At 66.7% G+C, this 15,529-nt stretch carries 17 protein-coding genes and 1 tRNA gene; 9 read left to right on the forward strand and 9 right to left on the reverse strand.

Features of this window, described 5'->3' with window-relative positions:
* The first annotated feature begins 89 nt into the window (after positions 1 to 89).
* Both AB0J16_RS51350 and AB0J16_RS51355 read left to right on the forward strand, forming a co-directional pair.
* On the forward strand, positions 90 to 848 hold the full coding sequence (locus AB0J16_RS51350) for a helix-turn-helix transcriptional regulator (RefSeq protein ID WP_358553960.1): 759 nt from the start codon (positions 90 to 92) through the stop codon (positions 846 to 848).
* Between the two features lie 64 nt (positions 849 to 912).
* Positions 913 to 1,674 (forward strand): DUF4184 family protein, encoded by a 762-nt coding sequence (locus AB0J16_RS51355; protein ID WP_358553963.1) that lies wholly within the window; start codon positions 913 to 915, stop codon positions 1,672 to 1,674.
* A gap of 94 nt (positions 1,675 to 1,768) precedes the next feature.
* Here the strand turns inward: AB0J16_RS51355 and AB0J16_RS51360 are convergent, their stop codons facing one another.
* The 4 genes from AB0J16_RS51360 to AB0J16_RS51375 all read right to left on the reverse strand — a co-directional run bounded on the left by AB0J16_RS51360 (position 1,769) and on the right by AB0J16_RS51375 (position 6,212).
* The gene (locus AB0J16_RS51360; RefSeq protein ID WP_358553966.1) at positions 1,769 to 2,953 is read right to left on the reverse strand and encodes an FAD-dependent oxidoreductase; all 1,185 of its coding nucleotides are present in this window, start codon (positions 2,951 to 2,953) and stop codon (positions 1,769 to 1,771) included.
* 81 nt (positions 2,954 to 3,034) lie between these two features.
* On the reverse strand, positions 3,035 to 3,976 hold the full coding sequence (gene sigJ / locus AB0J16_RS51365) for an RNA polymerase sigma factor SigJ (protein ID WP_358553968.1): 942 nt from the start codon (positions 3,974 to 3,976) through the stop codon (positions 3,035 to 3,037).
* A 71-nt stretch (positions 3,977 to 4,047) separates the two neighbouring features.
* Positions 4,048 to 4,416, reverse strand: coding sequence for a hypothetical protein (locus tag AB0J16_RS51370; protein ID WP_358553971.1), 369 nt, complete (start codon positions 4,414 to 4,416; stop codon positions 4,048 to 4,050).
* Between the two features lie 107 nt (positions 4,417 to 4,523).
* Positions 4,524 to 6,212, reverse strand: coding sequence for a hypothetical protein (locus AB0J16_RS51375; protein ID WP_358553974.1), 1,689 nt, complete (start codon positions 6,210 to 6,212; stop codon positions 4,524 to 4,526).
* 466 nt (positions 6,213 to 6,678) lie between these two features.
* Between AB0J16_RS51375 and AB0J16_RS51380 the strand changes: the two genes are divergently transcribed.
* Positions 6,679 to 6,819, forward strand: a complete 141-nt coding sequence (locus AB0J16_RS51380; protein WP_358553976.1) for a hypothetical protein — start codon at positions 6,679 to 6,681, stop codon at positions 6,817 to 6,819.
* A gap of 176 nt (positions 6,820 to 6,995) precedes the next feature.
* On the opposite strand, the gene AB0J16_RS51385 is transcribed toward AB0J16_RS51380, so the two are convergent.
* A complete protein-coding gene (locus AB0J16_RS51385; RefSeq protein ID WP_358553979.1) occupies positions 6,996 to 7,421 on the reverse strand; it encodes a hypothetical protein in 426 nt (141 codons plus the stop codon).
* 439 nt (positions 7,422 to 7,860) lie between these two features.
* Between AB0J16_RS51385 and AB0J16_RS51390 the strand changes: the two genes are divergently transcribed.
* Positions 7,861 to 8,529 (forward strand): Type 1 glutamine amidotransferase-like domain-containing protein, encoded by a 669-nt coding sequence (locus AB0J16_RS51390; protein WP_358553982.1) that lies wholly within the window; start codon positions 7,861 to 7,863, stop codon positions 8,527 to 8,529.
* A gap of 192 nt (positions 8,530 to 8,721) precedes the next feature.
* Here AB0J16_RS51390 and AB0J16_RS51395 read toward each other — a convergent pair whose 3' ends face one another.
* Both AB0J16_RS51395 and AB0J16_RS51400 read right to left on the reverse strand, forming a co-directional pair.
* Complete coding sequence (locus AB0J16_RS51395; protein WP_358553985.1) at positions 8,722 to 9,513, reverse strand: hypothetical protein; 792 nt, start codon at positions 9,511 to 9,513, stop codon at positions 8,722 to 8,724.
* An 84-nt stretch (positions 9,514 to 9,597) separates the two neighbouring features.
* Complete coding sequence (locus AB0J16_RS51400) at positions 9,598 to 9,867, reverse strand: hypothetical protein (RefSeq protein WP_358553988.1); 270 nt, start codon at positions 9,865 to 9,867, stop codon at positions 9,598 to 9,600.
* 497 nt (positions 9,868 to 10,364) lie between these two features.
* On the opposite strand from AB0J16_RS51400, the gene AB0J16_RS51405 reads away from it, so the two are divergent.
* Complete coding sequence (locus AB0J16_RS51405) at positions 10,365 to 10,952, forward strand: TetR/AcrR family transcriptional regulator (RefSeq protein ID WP_358553990.1); 588 nt, start codon at positions 10,365 to 10,367, stop codon at positions 10,950 to 10,952.
* A gap of 12 nt (positions 10,953 to 10,964) precedes the next feature.
* Entirely contained in the window at positions 10,965 to 11,258 is a 294-nt protein-coding gene (locus AB0J16_RS51410; protein WP_358553993.1) for a hypothetical protein, read from the forward strand.
* A gap of 588 nt (positions 11,259 to 11,846) precedes the next feature.
* On the opposite strand, the gene AB0J16_RS51415 is transcribed toward AB0J16_RS51410, so the two are convergent.
* Positions 11,847 to 12,224, reverse strand: coding sequence for a hypothetical protein (locus tag AB0J16_RS51415; RefSeq protein ID WP_358553996.1), 378 nt, complete (start codon positions 12,222 to 12,224; stop codon positions 11,847 to 11,849).
* A gap of 517 nt (positions 12,225 to 12,741) precedes the next feature.
* Positions 12,742 to 12,823, reverse strand: a tRNA-Tyr gene (locus AB0J16_RS51420).
* 474 nt (positions 12,824 to 13,297) lie between these two features.
* On the opposite strand from AB0J16_RS51420, the gene AB0J16_RS51425 reads away from it, so the two are divergent.
* The 3 genes from AB0J16_RS51425 to AB0J16_RS51435 all read left to right on the forward strand — a co-directional run bounded on the left by AB0J16_RS51425 (position 13,298) and on the right by AB0J16_RS51435 (position 15,483).
* Positions 13,298 to 13,795, forward strand: coding sequence for a YajQ family cyclic di-GMP-binding protein (locus tag AB0J16_RS51425; protein ID WP_358553999.1), 498 nt, complete (start codon positions 13,298 to 13,300; stop codon positions 13,793 to 13,795).
* 329 nt (positions 13,796 to 14,124) lie between these two features.
* Entirely contained in the window at positions 14,125 to 14,946 is an 822-nt protein-coding gene (locus AB0J16_RS51430) for a glycerophosphodiester phosphodiesterase family protein (RefSeq protein WP_358554002.1), read from the forward strand.
* Between the two features lie 36 nt (positions 14,947 to 14,982).
* Positions 14,983 to 15,483 carry a hypothetical protein gene (locus AB0J16_RS51435; RefSeq protein ID WP_358554005.1) on the forward strand — a complete coding sequence of 167 codons (501 nt, stop codon included), beginning with the start codon at positions 14,983 to 14,985 and terminating at the stop codon, positions 15,481 to 15,483.
* Positions 15,484 to 15,529: the final 46 nt, after the last annotated feature.

Consider the following 15,529-nt stretch of genomic DNA (forward strand, 5'->3'; position numbering starts at 1 on the left):
CCTCAAAGCTAGAATCGGACACTCGCCGTGTCGTGGGTTGTAATCCTCATCTACTGGTTGATTTTCCCCCACTGGGGTAGACATGCGCTGTGCGTCATCTGACGATCGCGCTCTCCGAGCCGCCCGTGGTGGCCGGGGCGGGAGTGGGCGTGCACGGCGTCGTCGGCCTCCACGACGTATTTCGGCTGCCCGACCTGTGGCAACTCCACTTGTACGGCTACGCGGCCGAACTCGTCCTGGACAACACCACGCACGCCATCAAGCCGGGACACGTGAGCCTGATCCCGCCTGGCGCCGAGGTGCACTACCACTATCGGGGCAGATCAGAGCACCTGTACGCGCACTTCCGCCTGCCCGGCGAGGACGAGCGCCGCACCGTGACGGTCATGCGGGACGCCGGCGACCAGGCCCCGATCATCGGCGCAGCGCTGCGCCAGGCCATCGCGGCCGTCCCCGGCACTCCGGCCAGGGCGTCGGCCGAGGTGTGGTCGGTGCTCTGGCGGGTGGCGAGCCTGCCCGTGGTCGGCAGCCGGCCCGCCGTGGTGGCCGCGGCGATCGAGTACATCGAGGCGAACCTGGCCGCGCCGCTGACCGTACCGGACGTCGCCAGGGCCGCCGGGGTCTCGCACAACCACCTCACCCGGCTGTTCCGCGCCCAGAGCGGTGACACGGTGGTCGCCTACATCCGCCGCCGCCGGCTGTCGCGGGCGCTGCACTTGCTGCGCGAGTCGACGCTGGCGATCCCCGCGATCGCCGCGGCAGTGGGGATCGCGGACCTGCAGGCGTTCAACAAGGCGTGCCGCCGTGAGCTGGGCGCCTCTCCCCGCGTCCTGCGCACGCGGCGATGATCCATGGAGCCACAGAGATATCGATATAGATCACCGTCCGGACGGCGAGTACCGATAATGGCGTGTGCCGTTCACCCTGAGCCATGTCGCCGCGATCCTGCCGATGCGGCGGTGGTTACCGCCGTCGGCGCTGGCGGTCGGGGCGGTCATACCTGATCTGCCGTACTACCTGCCGCTGCCGTTCTCGTCGGCGAGCACGCACGCATGGTGGGGGGTACTGCTGCTGGGGGCGCCGTCGGGCGCGGTGCTGCTGGTGCTGTTTCACCAGGCGCTCCGGGCACCGCTGGTCGCGTTGGCCCCGGCCGGGCTGCGCGCCCGGCTGCCCGTCGCGCCGCGGCCGGCGCCCGTGACGGTGGTGGCGGCGCTGGTCGCCGGGATGGCCACGCACCTGGTCTGGGACGGGTTCACGCAGGTCGGCGGGTTCGCGGTGGCGCACTGGCAGGTGCTGCGGCTACCGGTCATCGGCCCGCATCGTGTGTTCAACGTGCTCATGTACGCCAGTTCGGTAGGTGGTCTGGCGGCCCTGGCCGGATGGTTCGCGCTCTGGTATCGGCGGACCCCGCTCCGGTCGGAACGGCTGCCCGGGGTGGCGGGCCGGGTGCGCGGCGCGGTGCTGGCCATGGTCACGGTGGCCGTGATCGCCGGGGCCGCCGCCGGGGCGGTGACCGACCGCGCCGCGGTGAGCGGCTACGACCTGGTTCGGAGCATGATCCTGGGAGGCGCCGACGGGGCCGCTGTGATACTCGCGTGCTACGTACTCGCCTGGCATGGGCGGAACGTGGTGAGCACCCGACGGGCGGCGCGTGATGCGGGCCCGCCGGCCTGAGCGCTTCGCCTGGTGGCCAGCACGGTAGCGGGTCACCCTCCGTGGGGGTGACCCCCCACGGCCGGCGCCGTGCCTTGCAGCGCATGCTCGATGTTCATGCGGTCTCCTGCATCAGCGTCTGCTCACGCGTAACGCGATTGGGCCGGGTCGGCATCCCAAGTGTCGGGTTGGCGACGCTCCATGCGGCGCTCTTGCAGATCAGTTCCTTGTAGGCGGCGGCCAGTCGGCCGGTCAGGACCGCCTGCTTGGCCTGGTCGTCAGCTGTGACGTACTGGATCAGGCCCTCCTTGCGGCCCAATGAGACGCACAGGTTGAAATAGCCGATCGTCTTGTTCGGGACCTTCCGGCCGGTCAGGCGCGCCGCGATGGCGTCGGCGGCCAGCCAGGCGACTGGGATTCCCGAGGCGCACGACATCCGCAGCGGCTTGTCTCCGGCGCCCATCGCCATGGCCGCGTCGCCGACGGCGTACACGTCGGGGTGTGAAACCGAGCGCATGGTCCGGTCGACCACGATCTGGCCGGTGCCGGAGACCTCCAGGGAGGTCGCCTTCGCGATCGGGTGGACCGCGAAACCGGCGGTCCATACGGTGACCGCGGCGGGGATGACCTTGCCGTCGGCGGTGGTGACGCGGTCGGCTTCGACGCCGCTGATGGCGGCGTGCTCGTACGCGGTGATGCCGAGCCCGCCGAAGACCTTCCTTACGTGCTCGCGCCCCTTGGGTGAGAGCCAGTCGCCGAGGCCGCCGCTGGCGGCCAGGGCGACGTTGAGGTCCGGGCGGGCCTCGGCGATCTCAGTGGCGGCCTCCACGCCGGTGAGGCCGCCGCCGACCACCACCACGGCCTGCCCGGCGTCGAGGCCCGCCAGGCGCCCCCGTAACCGGAGTGCTCCGGTACGGCTGGCGAGCTGGTAGGCGTGCTCGGCGGTCCCGAGTACGCCTTGGCTGTTCCAGTCGCTGCCGAGGGCGTACACGAGGGTGTCGTACGCCAGTTCTTCGGCGCCGCTCGCACCGGTGATGGCGACGGTCTTGCGGTCGACGTCGACGCCGGTGACCTTCGCGAGCCTCAGTTCGACGCCGGTGCCGGCGAAGATCTCGCTGAGCGGCCGGGGCCTGAGGTCCTGGCCGGTCGCGAGCTGGTGATTGCGAACGCGTTCCACGAAGTCGGGCTCGGCGTTGACGAGGGTGATGGCGACGTCCTCGCGGCGCAGCCGCTTGGCGAGGCGGCCGGCGGCGCTGGCTCCGGCGTATCCGGCTCCGAGAACGATGACGCGATGCTGCATTTCAGGCTCCTGTCCGGTTCGGATGTGCCACTTGAACCGGATGGCCCGCCGTTTCCTGACAGGAACGCGGTGTGAGACACGTCACATCATGAGAAGGGGCTCCCCATGGCCGGCCGCCGCCCATTGCTCGGTCGCGCGTTCGAGCTTGTCGGGGTTCGCCTGGGTACGGCAGGCGGTGATGCCCTCGGCGGTGACCTCCAGGCACATGATGGCGACGACCCGGCCTTCCACGACGGCCACAACGGCGGGTTCGCCATTGGCGGTCCAGGCGTATATCTCGGGCGAGCCGCCGACGACGGCGCGCTTGGCCTCGGCGGGCTTGAACATGCCCCACACGAACTTCGCGACCGCGACGGCTCCCTCGAACGCCTTGGTGCGTGCCGGAACCTTCCCTCCGCCGTCACCGATGGAGATGGCGTCCTTGGTGAGCAGGCGTACGAGCTCATCGGTCTGACCACTGGTGGCGGCCGCGAGGAACTCCTCGACGATCCGCCGGGCGGCGGCCTCGTCGATCTCGGTGCGGGCTTTGCCGTACGCGACATGCTTCTTGGCACGGTGAAAGATCTGCTGGCTGGCCGCCTCGGTGATGTCGAGGATCTCGGCGATCTCCCGGTGCGGGTAGTCGAAGGCCTCCCGCAGCACGTACACGGCCCGTTCGTTAGGGGACAGGCGCTCCATGAGGGTGAGGACCGCGTACGAGACCGATTCGCGCTGCTCAGCGGTGTCGGCCGGGCCGAGCATCAGGTCCCCGGCCAGCAGTGGCTCGGGAAGCCATTGGCCCACGTAGGTCTCGCGGCGCGCCCGCGCGGAGGTGAGCTGGTTGAGGCACAGGTTGGTGAGTACTTTCGTCAGCCAAGCCTCGGGGACCTCGACGCGGTCGACGTCGGCGGCCTGCCAGCGCAGGAACGTCTCCTGCACGACGTCCTGTGCCTCGTCTGCGGAGCCGAGGAGACGGTAGGCGATGGCCTCCAGACGGGGCCTCGACAGCTCGAACCGGTCCACGTCAATCACCGTTAAAGGCATGACCCGATCCTAACCCTGTGGTTGTAGATCGCTTTTGGGCCCGAGGGTGACGCCACGAAACGCTCACAGTCTTAGCGGCAGGCGTCGCAATCGTCGCACAGGGTTTTGATCCAGGGGCGTTTCCTGGCCTGGCCGGGATTACCGCAGTATTCACAGATCCTGGCCGATTCCTGTTCAGCGGCGCGTACGAGGAGTGTCGCCGCGTCGTCCTCCCGCTTGTAGCGTTCCGCCTCATGTGGTTCGGGCCACTTGTCGCCCCCCTGGTGCAGGTGGCGCAACAGGCCGGTGAGGAGGTAGACGCGTAAGGTGCCGTACTTCTCCTTGACCTGTTGGACGCTGTAGCCGGGGCTTACGGCCAGCAGTTCCTCGTGCAGGCGTAGCAGCAGCGGACGCCAGCCCGGGCCGATGCCGTCAAGGTGGGCGGGGATCTGTTCCGACATGGCTTCATGATCCGATGCGGTGAGGTCGGCTGTCGACAGCGTCAACTCGCTGATCCCTTCGCTCGGTAGGGTGCCCGTACGGAGGAGAGTGTGCGCCCCGCCACCGCTCACGACTTCAGCTCAAGCCTCTTCCTCGACGCACCCGGGAACACGACGACCAGGTGCTGCTCCTCCCCCGCAGCGTCGACCCGCACGTAGACACGGAGCCGGTAGCGGCCCTTCCCCGCGATCGCCAGGTTGGGCATCGGGGCGCCCGCGCCCACATCTCCGCCCTCGCCCATGTACGGCACAGTGAGCTGGCCGCTGCGGCTGACGATCGGCACCTCGCTGACCTGGTCCCACCCGGCCGTCCGCTGTGGCGGTGCGGCGCGGAATGCCTTCACGGTAAGGCACAGATCAGAGACGTCTTCGACGTGCCCGATGAGCGCCGCGCTGCCGGCCACCCCGATGAGGTTGCTGTCGTCGTAGACCTTGCCCATCGCCTCCTCCGCCGCCTCGTCGGCCGCTTCGTCTTCGGGGTCCTGGACCAGATAGCCGGGATCGCCGTCGACGAACAGGAAGTAGTTGGCCGTGCCCTGGACGACACCCTTCGTCCGGGGCCACGGGTCGCGGCACTTCGCGTTCTTCTTGGCGATGTAGGCGGCGTTGTCCGCCTCCGTCTGCGTGGTCGACCGCAGCAGCTCGGGATTTGTCGCACCGACGATCTCCGGGCACACGTAGACGAGGTCCCACGGGTCCACGCTCCAAGCGGGCCGCGCGCTCCCGGCCCGCGTCAGAATCGCCTTCTGCTCGTCGCGGTCCTCTGTACGGCACAGCGCCCGCCCGTACGCGAGGATCGCCTGATCCGACACGCTGTCAGGGAACATGGGCGGGACTCCACCAGCTCTGCTCCGCGCTCGGCACAGGAACGCGGCGTCGCGTTCCGCGGGTTTCAGGTCGCCGAAGCTCGGCCGGTCGTAGCAGCCCATCGACCGGCCGGTGTAGGTGAGGTGCGCGGCCTGCTCCGGCTGGATCAGTACGATGATCGGCAGCACGGTCACGGCCGCGACCACGACGCGGATCACACGCCGCCGCGCGGGCGGAGGGTCCGCCAGGCAGTCCTCCGCGGGCAGTTCACGGGCGGTCGCGGCCATCCACACGGTGCTGACGAGGTTCACCGCGTCCATCATGATCAGCAACGCCGGAGTGCCGCCGGAGAATACGTTGGGCGCCATCGCCAGCGCGTAGACACCCAGCGACAACAACCCGGCGATCTGCGTGCCGCGGCTCCACCGGCCGTCGCGCCGCTGCCCGACGACCGTGAGGATGGTCGCCACCACTCCGCTCAGCATCAAGACCGGTTCGACGATGCCGCCCGATCCAAGCTCTGGGAGGTCGAGATCGTCGAGCAGTCCGTTGGCCATCCCCGCCAGCTCGACCGCGAACATCGCTCCGGCGGCCGCGCGCAGCATGCGGGACCGCCAGCGGATAACGAGCAGGTAGAGGACGTCGATCGCGGTCCACAGCGCGAGCTGGAATGCCATGTTGACCGCGTCGGGAAGCAGCACGATCGGGAACCACAGCACGAGGTTGTACGCCACCGCGAGATACAGCAGTCGGCGCAGCGCCTTCGCCCGGCGGTTCAGCGGTCCGGGTGCGGGGGCACGCAGGATCAGCCACAGGAGCGCGGCCTTCACCAGGGCGGCCACGAGCAGCACCACAGTCGTCGGGGTGTCGAACCCGCCGCGCAGGTAAAACTCCGCGTAGGCCGGCGGCGACCATTCGACGGCCGCCCAGAGCCAGGCGTCGCCGAGCACTAGGCCCGCGCCAACCGCCGCAAGGACCAGACCGACTAATCCAATCCTGATAATCCGCCATAAATTATCCGAAAGCACGGGACGCGATCTTAGCGCGGCACCGCCGTACTACCGCTGGCGTGAGATCGGCAAAACCCCCGAGGGCATCCGGCTACCCAACGGCGAACTTCGCGTCTACCGCAGCAGATATTCGGATCGGTAGTAACGCAAGGATTGTCAAGCCCCGATGGCGACGCGAACTCGATGACTCGCCATCGCGGGATTTGCCTGTTGCGCCGGAAACAGCGACGTATTCCCAACTGACGATCATCCGACTACGCTGGCCGTGTCTGCTATCACTCACCGGACCGGATGTTCGGGGCGAGATGGCCAACAGAGGGGTGCCTGCGTCCGCACAGGAAACCGACAGGCGTGATCGCGGTGCCAGATGCCACGGGAACCAGGGGGGAACCGCAGGCACACACGGGTGATCAGCGAGCGGCCCCTCACCGCATTCCTGCTGGTGAAGGGCCTCTTTCCGCTGGTGGCAGGTGCAAGGTTCGAACTTGCGCAGGCTGAGCCGACGGTTTTACCGCGGACCGATATTCTCGCCCGCGTCAGCCTCTGACCTGGCCATACGGCTTTCATCTCAGGATCCACCTGAAGATCCATCTGGCGCATATCCCGTGGACATGCATCTGGGGGCGCATGGCTGCTGTATGCAGGGGCCTGCAGGGCTCGAGGAGCGATCGTCAGTCGCCCTGAGCATGGCTCTGTCATGCCCGCTGGACACGGGCGGCCGGCTCAGCTGCAGCGCGCGACGCGGGTCACGGAATACGGCTTGTAGACAGCGGCGTAGAACTTCTTCTTGCCCTTGGTGTGGGCGTTGACCGTCATGCAACGGTACTTGGCCGCCTTGTCGCCGACCGAGCCCTTCCTCACGAACATGATCTTGGCGCTGACCTTGTGGCTGCAGTGGTTGTTGAAGTAGATGGTCGCGGTCGTGTTGCCCTCACCCCACGAGTAGTTGGCCCACTTGCCTCTGGGCCGGGAGCAACTGATGCTGTCGCGCTCGACCCCGGCTTGAGCCGACGCGGTGGTGGCCTTCGTAACGGCGGTCTCCGTGCTCGTCCGTGCGGTGCCCGCCTGTGCGGTGGCTGCGGTCGCCGGTGTCAGCAGCATGGCCGTCGCGGCGGCGGAACCTAGCAGAACGGATGTGAGCTTCTTCATGCTTCAACCTCATAAGAGCAAAGATCTTGACCGAATCAACCGTATCGGCCATCCCAATACTCTGTAAAATCGAGGTTGTCAGCCCGTCAAGCAGATTGTCGCCAGTGTCGTCCAGGCTGTGGGGGCCCTGGAGAGCGAAGAGTTGGAGAGACTGCGGCGTACGTGCCCACCAGCGACGTCCCCACGAGATGACGGTCAGCGCCATCACCACTGCGGAGCCGCTGGTCGACGTCTTGGCGGCGGCGGCAGGAAATTAGCGCCCGTCTCCTCACGCCGAAACAGCGTTAGGAACATGACCAGCACAGCGGCCGCGGTCCCTGCGGTGCTGCGGCGGCTCGATCCTTATCTACCAAGCGTTTGCCCCCAGCAGCGGTGAGTCTCGCGGTGGTCGCAGGTCTACACGTCACACCGCTCCATCGCACTCGAACCGGGAGGCATCTTGAAGCTTCTTCTCACGTCCGGAGGCGTCACGAACGCGAGCATCCGCGATGCGCTGGTGGACCTGCTGGGTAAGCCGATCGCCGACTCCAGTGCCCTCTGCATCCCTACGGCGGAGTATGGCCACCCCATGTGCACGCCGGCCTCAGCCTGGCGCTTCATCGCCGGACAGACCCCGGCACCCATGTGCGACCTGGGCTGGAAGTCGGTGGGTGTCCTCGAGCTCACCGCACTGCCCAGCATCGGCAAGGACCGCTGGGTCCCCTGGGTGAGGGAGGCCGACGTCCTGCTGGTGGACGGCGGCGATGCGACGTACCTCTGCCACTGGATGCGGCAGTCCGGGCTGGCGGATCTCCTGCCGTCGCTGCCCGAGACGGTCTGGGTGGGGGTGAGCGCCGGAAGCATGGTGATGACCCCCCGGATCGGTGACTACTTCGTCGAATGGACGCCGCCCACCGGAAGCGACCGCACCTTAGGGGTCGTCGACTTCTCGATCTTCCCGCACCTGGGACACGAGCTCATGCCGGGAAACACCATGGCCGACGCCGAGAGATGGGCCGCCGACATCGCGGGTCCGGCGTACGCCATTGACGACCAGACGGCCATCAAGGTGACCGACGGCACCGTCGAAGTCGTCTCCGAGGGCCACTGGAGGTCCCTTTCCTCTTAGGGGGGCGTCCACCTGGGGAAACGCCTCGTGATCCATCCCGCGCATATCCCGCGACCAGCGACAAACGGCGCTCAGGGTGGCTCATGGCTGCATGCCCCTGAAACGCAGAAGAGGCCCCGTAGGGCCTCTGAGCTGCGCTTACTGCGTGTGGCAGGTGCAAGGTTCGAACTTGCGTAGGCTGAGCCGACGGTTTTACAGACCTCTTGCCGACGAAGATCCGCTATCGCCGTTCTTGCTGGTAGAAGGCTTGCTGGTCGCCCAGGAGAACCGCCGCTTTTCCTGCCGTGCCACGAACGTGCCAGATGGCCGACGGTCTTCCACACCACTCCCCTTCAAGTACTCCCCGTCAAAGGCTTCCGCGATCTCCTTGTCTCGACCTTCCACGGCGCGAGCGTAGTGGCGCGTGGTCACGCTGGCATTGGAGTGGCCGAGCCGACGAGCGGCGGCCATCACACCGTGCCGGTCAGCCACCCAGGTCGCATGCGTGGCGACCGACTGTCCTTTGAGCATGCGTACGGTGACCAGGTCGGCCCATGCCGTACAGGTGAGCTTGCCGAGGCGGGGCAGGTAGTCGCGGCCCCACAGGTGCCGTCCCAGGCCAGAGACGATCATGACGGGTTGCCAGTGCCGCCGGTAGATCCAGGTCAGCCGCCACCAGGCGAGCAGCCGCAGGCCGATCACGCGGTTGAAGCTCAGTCGGTCCGTGGCGGCCCAGACGAGGAGTCCAGTGGGGATGGGCGCGAGGAGCAGGAGAGCGGTCTGCCAGCCGTAGGCCAGGGTGAGCGCGCCGGGCGTCGACGTGACGAGGGTCGCGACGGGGTGGCGCCATACGAGCCGGACGCAGCCGGTGAGGATGCGCCAGGTGAAGATGATCAGGGTGATGATGGCGGGAGTTCGGATGACGGCCGGGCGGAAGACGACGGCCGTGTCGGGCGTGGTGGTGACGAGGTTGCGCGCCTCATCCCCAGGCAGCCGCTTGAACATATGCTGGGAACCTCTCGTGAGTGAGATCAGGGAGAACCGAGGGGCCGCCGGAAGTTGCACCTTCTGGCGGCCCCGCCTTGCCTGTCAGGCCGCCGTCTGGTCGATGGCCTTGCCGGTGGCCGACTGCTCGGCGTGCAGGCGCTCGCAGTCGGCCAGGTAGCGAGCAGCGGCGCTGTAGATCTCGCGAGCCAGGGCCAGGTCGGCGTCGGTGACCGGGCCGCCGCCCGTGGTGGAGACCGAGACGTCCGCCTCCGACGTGCTGAACGCCAGGTACGGGCGGCGCTCGTCGATCACACGGGCGGCTACCCGTACCTCGCTGGTGTGGAAGGAGACGATGAGCCGCGGAATCTGCACCTGAGTCATCAAGCGGCGGCGCGGCGCGCCGCCGTGCCCCCGGCCCTCCGCCCGCCCGCCGTCCGGGCGTGCGGCCTGGGGGCCGGTCCCGGACGGCGGCGGGACACCGGGCCGGCCGCCGCACGCCAGCACCGCCGTACCGACCGAACGCTCCGACCAAGGTTGCCACGCCGCCGCACAGATACAGCCCTTACGATCGCCACGGCGTGGCCGGCCACCGTACGTGCTTGGGGGCGATCGACGATCCAGGGTTCGTTCCTCACCCTGGCTCACCGAGCAAGGTGGTTGATCGCCGACCTTGACCTCTGAACCGGCGGACTGCAGCGGATGAGCCAGGTGTCGCTGCCCATCTCTGGATGAAGTCATTGCCGCCGATCCGGCCGACAGTCACGGTGGCCGCCGATCTCGTGACTGGTTCACGCAGGGCACTTCCGCAGAACGAAACGCTGGCGTACACTTCTCGAATGTGAACGGCACCGTTTCGATGAGGATCAGCCATGCCGGCGCGCCGACGGGGTGAGATCAGAGAAGAAGCCATCCTGCTCGCAGCCATGAGTCTGCTGAGCGAAGTCGGCTATGACCAGTTGACCATCGAGGCCATCGCAGAACGGGCTCGCGCCAGCAAGGCCACGATCTATCGGCGATGGCCGGGCAAGGCCGACCTGGTGGCGACGGCCATACGGAGGTACGCGGGAACGCCGGTGACCGCTCCACCCGACACGGCGAGCCTGCGTGACGACCTGGTGGCGGTTCTGCTGAGCCTGCGTGCCAGCCTCACCGGTCAAGACAGCGCGCTCATTCTTGGACTGCTCGTCGCGATGCGCCGCGACCCTGATCTCGCGCACACCGTACGCCGACACGTCCTCGACCACAAACGCGATGTGTTCGCGGCCGTCATGGCCCGGGCCATCGATCGAGGCGAGATCCCCGCAACGATGGACCATGCACTCCTCGCCGAGATCAGCTCGGCCACGCTGCTGTCTCGTCTCCTCGTCACCGGCGAACCCCTCGACGACCTGTTCCTGCACACGCTCGTAGACGCGGTGCTGCTTCCCATGCTCAGCCATCAACTCGGCCGACGATAAGGACCTCATGCAATGTGGCAGACGATTGTTCTCAGCTTCCTTGGCAGTCTCGTCGCCGGCAATGGACTGCCTCATTTCATCCGCGGCATCACCAGAAGGCGCTACCCGTCCGCCCTGGGCAATGGGCCCATCACCAACCTCGTCGCAGGATGGACCGGCCTCGTCATCGGCGGCCTGCTGTTGTGGTGGGCGCATATCGACCGATACCCCGCGCTGTCCTTTGCCTCCATCGGTGTGGGCGTCTTGCTCATCGGTCTGTTCCATGCGGGCCCGGGCGCCTTCGGACGCAAGGAGCTCTCGCAATGAGCGCCCAGATGCTGTGCCCCGCGAAGCGCTCCATACGACGGGTTCCCGTCGCAGACTGGGACAGGTGGGCTTGCAGGGATCGGCACGGCGGCCTCGCCCTGGGGGCGGGAACTACAAGGGAAGGCGGGGAGGAGAAGGGGATGGTGGGCTACTGCAACAGCCCCGTGCGATGGGATTCCGCCACAACTGCCAGCCGCGCAATATACGTGCAATGATCATGGTCTGCATCACGGTGAGACAAGGTCATGTCGCAGGTGGAAGGCCATATCCAAGCCGCAACGGTCACGCGCTGTAAAACCGTCGGCAAATCGACGCCGTGCCCGTCGCGTGCCCGATGGGGCGGGCAACAAGGGGAAACAGCGGGGAGTCACGGGGAACGCGACCAGTCTGCTGAGCTGCGTTTTCGCGACTCGAGAAAGATCGACATGCGTCTTTGCAAGCAGGATGTCAGCGGTTCGAATCCGCTAGGCTCCACACATGCGAAAGCCCAGGTCAACGGCCTGGGCTTTCGATTTGTTGAGGCGATGGACGGGCCTTTCTCTTCAGGTCTGGCTCGCCAAGCAAGCGCGACGCGGCGCCCTACACCAGCTACGTCTCGTCTGAATCTACAAGGTGTGATCTGTCGTCGAGATCAACCACCATCTCTCCCAGGAAGTAAGCCCCACAGGTGCGGCAGAAGGCTTCTTCTGCCGCACCGTCGACGACCAGTTGTCCGGCCGAGCCGGGGTAACCGAGGTACCACTGTCCGTCCAGCATGACCATCAGTTGCGGCCATCGCGGCTCGCAGGAGCACAGGGTGACCTTCGGCTCGCGAGCCCACTCGAACGGGGGTGGCGTATCCGGTTCGATGATGAAGCTTCCCGGGTAGATCGCGCCGCACTCGCCGCACCGTGCCGCTAGACCGCCGAGGGAGGTGAACGGACTGCCGTGCTCGTCTGGTAGGCACGGCATGGCATACCCGTTCATCTCCGTCACCAGAGCTGGCCACTGTGGTCTGCACCGGCACGACGACTTACGGGTCCTGAATAGTCTCATCGCTACGCTCCCCACTCCGACCTTGAGGCGATGAGCCTACGCAGGATGCGCAACCTTCAGATTTCCGCCCTCGAACACCGGCTTTCGGGCTTGCGAGACCAGGCCGCTCAGCGTGGTTCAGCGTGGACCAAGAGGGACGTAGACCTGCCTTTGAAGGTGATCAGGACAAGCATTGCGTCGTCGGTAGCAGAGGCGGGCCAACTCGACCCGTCGCCTTGGACGATGAGCAGACCAAGGACCACTCCCCTGACGGGTGGGACGACGGTGACGGGAAGATCAGGCCGGGAAGAAAGTGTGCGAGTCCACACCGGGAACATCCCGATGATCGCGTGCCAGATCCGTGCCAGATGCCACGGAGAAACAGGGGGAATCGCGGGTACTCACGGGCGATCAACGAGAGAGGCCCCTCACCGCGTTTCCGCTGGTGAAGGGCCTCTTTCTGCTGGTGTGGCAGGTGCAAGGTTCGAACTTGCGTAGGCTGAGCCGACGGTTTTACAGACCGCTCCCTTTGGCCACTCGGGCAACCTGCCGCGCCATCCGCTCTCGCGGCGACATCAGAAGAATAGCGGACTTCCGAGGTACACGTGACACCGGTTTGTCCCACGCCGGATCCCGCCTGCCTGCTCCGCCGAAACGGTATTCGCCCCACCGTCGACCGAACCACCCCTTTGACCGGACCCGTGTCCTTGACCTGCGGTAACGGCTTGTCAGGCACCAGGGCGACGAGGAGGTCGCAGAACGGGATCTAGCTGATGAGCTTCGCGCGCCAGTAGGTGGCGGCCTCAGGCACCCGCGCAATCGCCACCAACACCATCGAAAAACGCCCTAATCGAAAAGCGACGCCGGTGATCCTTCGGTGTGGCGGGTGGATCAAGGCCCGGCGCCCTGCACGACGCGCCGATGCTGGCTAGGCTCGTACGCTGGGGTCCGCGTTCGCAGAGGGCGCGTTTCGAGGTCCGCAAGATCTGGAACCGGATACCGCCTAATGCTTACGCAGCGAGAGGATGTGCGTTTTGGCCGATTCATCTTTCGACATCGTCAGCAAGATCGACCGCCAGGAGGTCGACAACGCGCTGAACCAGACGGTCAAGGAGATCGGACACCGCTTCGACTTCAAGGGCACCGGGGCCAGCATCGGCTGGACCGGGCAGAGTATCGAGATCAAGGCCAACAGCGAGGAGCGGGCCGGGGCCGCGCTCGACGTGTTCAAGGAGAAGGTGGTCAAGCGAGGCCTCTCCCTGAAGATCATCGACGCGGACGAGCCCAAGCTGTCCGGCAAGGAATATCGCATGCTGGTCTCGCTCAAGGAGGGCATCGACCAGGAGAACGCCAAGAAGATTTCCAAGCTGATCCGCGACGAGGGACCCAAGGGTGTCAAGGCGCAGATCCAGGGTGAGGAACTTCGGGTCAGTTCGAAGAAGAAGGACGATCTCCAGGAGGTCATGTCCCTGCTCAAGGGCAAGGATCTGGACATCGCCCTGCAGTTCGTGAACTACAGGTAGCGGGCGCCCCGCCGTACGTCAGAGATCGCGCAGGGCATATCCGGGGCACACGGCCGAGCGCTGTCCACAAGGGCACGCGTTTTCTCCTGTGCCTCGGGCCTCCGCTCTCCATAAACACGTGTCGAACGGCGCCCCTACTTGTGGGCTGAGCGATCGTGCGCTGAAGCGCCCTGGTGACGTGGTGAAGGTCTACCAGTGCTGGGCGGGCTCGGACGATGCTCGGTGCCCGACTCACCGCCTCGCCAGGCCGCTGGTCGCCGTATCCGAGGCCTCGTAGTGATCCGGATATGCCAGGGTTGGCGTAATTGGGTGAGCGAAAGGTGAGGGTCTTGGCGTTATCGCGCGTTGTGGCCGGTCTGGCCGTCGGTGTGCTGGCGACCGTACTACCTGCAAGCAGTCCCGCCCAGGCGAGCGCCGCGTTACCGCCGTGTCCGCAGATATTCGGGCATGGCGGCTACCCCAGCGGCGCCAACGGGGCCGACACCTGGAACCGGGATCAGGTACGCCAGCCCAACAACCCCACCGCCATCCGGAAGTACAAGGGCTGGGGTGCGGCAGGTGTCGAAGCGGATCTACAGCTCACCAAAGACGGTACGAAGGCCGTCATGTGGCACAACACCTCCACCTGGGGCCTGAGCGGCGTCAAGAAGAACATCACCGACATCTGGTGGGCCGCCGGTGACACCGCACTCAAGGGGCGGACGATCAACCGGGGGAGCTTTAGCGGCGAGACCGTTTACACCTTCCGCGAGTGGCTGGCCGCCATGAAGGCCAACAGCATGATCGGGCTGGTCGAGATCAAGCCCGAGACCCGGCAGTTCCTGCTCGGCGCCGACGCCGCGGTCAAGTCGCGGGCGTGGGCCGAGGTCCTGGATCCGGTCAAGGAGCGGTACGAGTCGCAGGAGATCATCCTGTACTCCCATGATGCCGATATCGCGGCCGAGCTCAAGAGGCGCGTCACCGCCGCGGGCCTGGCGCGGGTGTTGACCGGCGGGCCCAGCTGGCCGGAGGTGACCAAATGGGAGGAACCGCCGCCCTCATGGACGCTGAACGAGAGCGCGTGGCAGGCCGCGCTCGATCGGTCGACCAAGCGGGTGGCGACCGACTACACATCCCAGCTCAGCGCGTGGCTCAAGGGTAAGTGCCAGTAGCTGTCATCGACCGGCTGACTCGTCAGGGGCGTCATCATGACCATGCTCGTTCACGTCACCGCGGCCAAGAACACGCGGTCGATGCGGCGCAGCGGCATTCGTGCGGTGAGCGGTGGGCATGACGGGATCTCTGGTGTCTATTGCCTGCCGGTGCTCCCGTCGTACCAGATCACCCATCAGTGGGTACGCGAGCTGCGGCGAGGCGGGCAGCGTACCCTCATCGCGGTCTATTTCCGGGTGCCAGATGACGAACCGGTGCAGGTCGGCCACTACAGCCGCTTTCCGGCCGAGATGGCCAGCGCGGAGGCGGCCGCGCTGGTCGCGGCCCAGCAGGACGCACGCGGGTACGAGTTCTTCGTCGCGCGGCCCATCAGGGCCGACGAGATTCACCGCATCCGCGGCGTCAACCAGGTGACCGGGTGGCGTTACATGCCGGACGCCCATGGAAGACCGCCATGCGCGTGCCCGATCTGCAATCCGTCGGGCCAGTACGGCGCGGCCAAGATCCGGAAAGCCTTCGGCGACCCAGACGACTAGTCGGATGGACGAGGAAATCAGTGAGGAGCTGCGCGGCTGATCCGCG

The organism is Nonomuraea sp. NPDC049750 (genome assembly GCF_040659625.1).
Lineage (GTDB): Bacteria > Actinomycetota > Actinomycetes > Streptosporangiales > Streptosporangiaceae > Nonomuraea.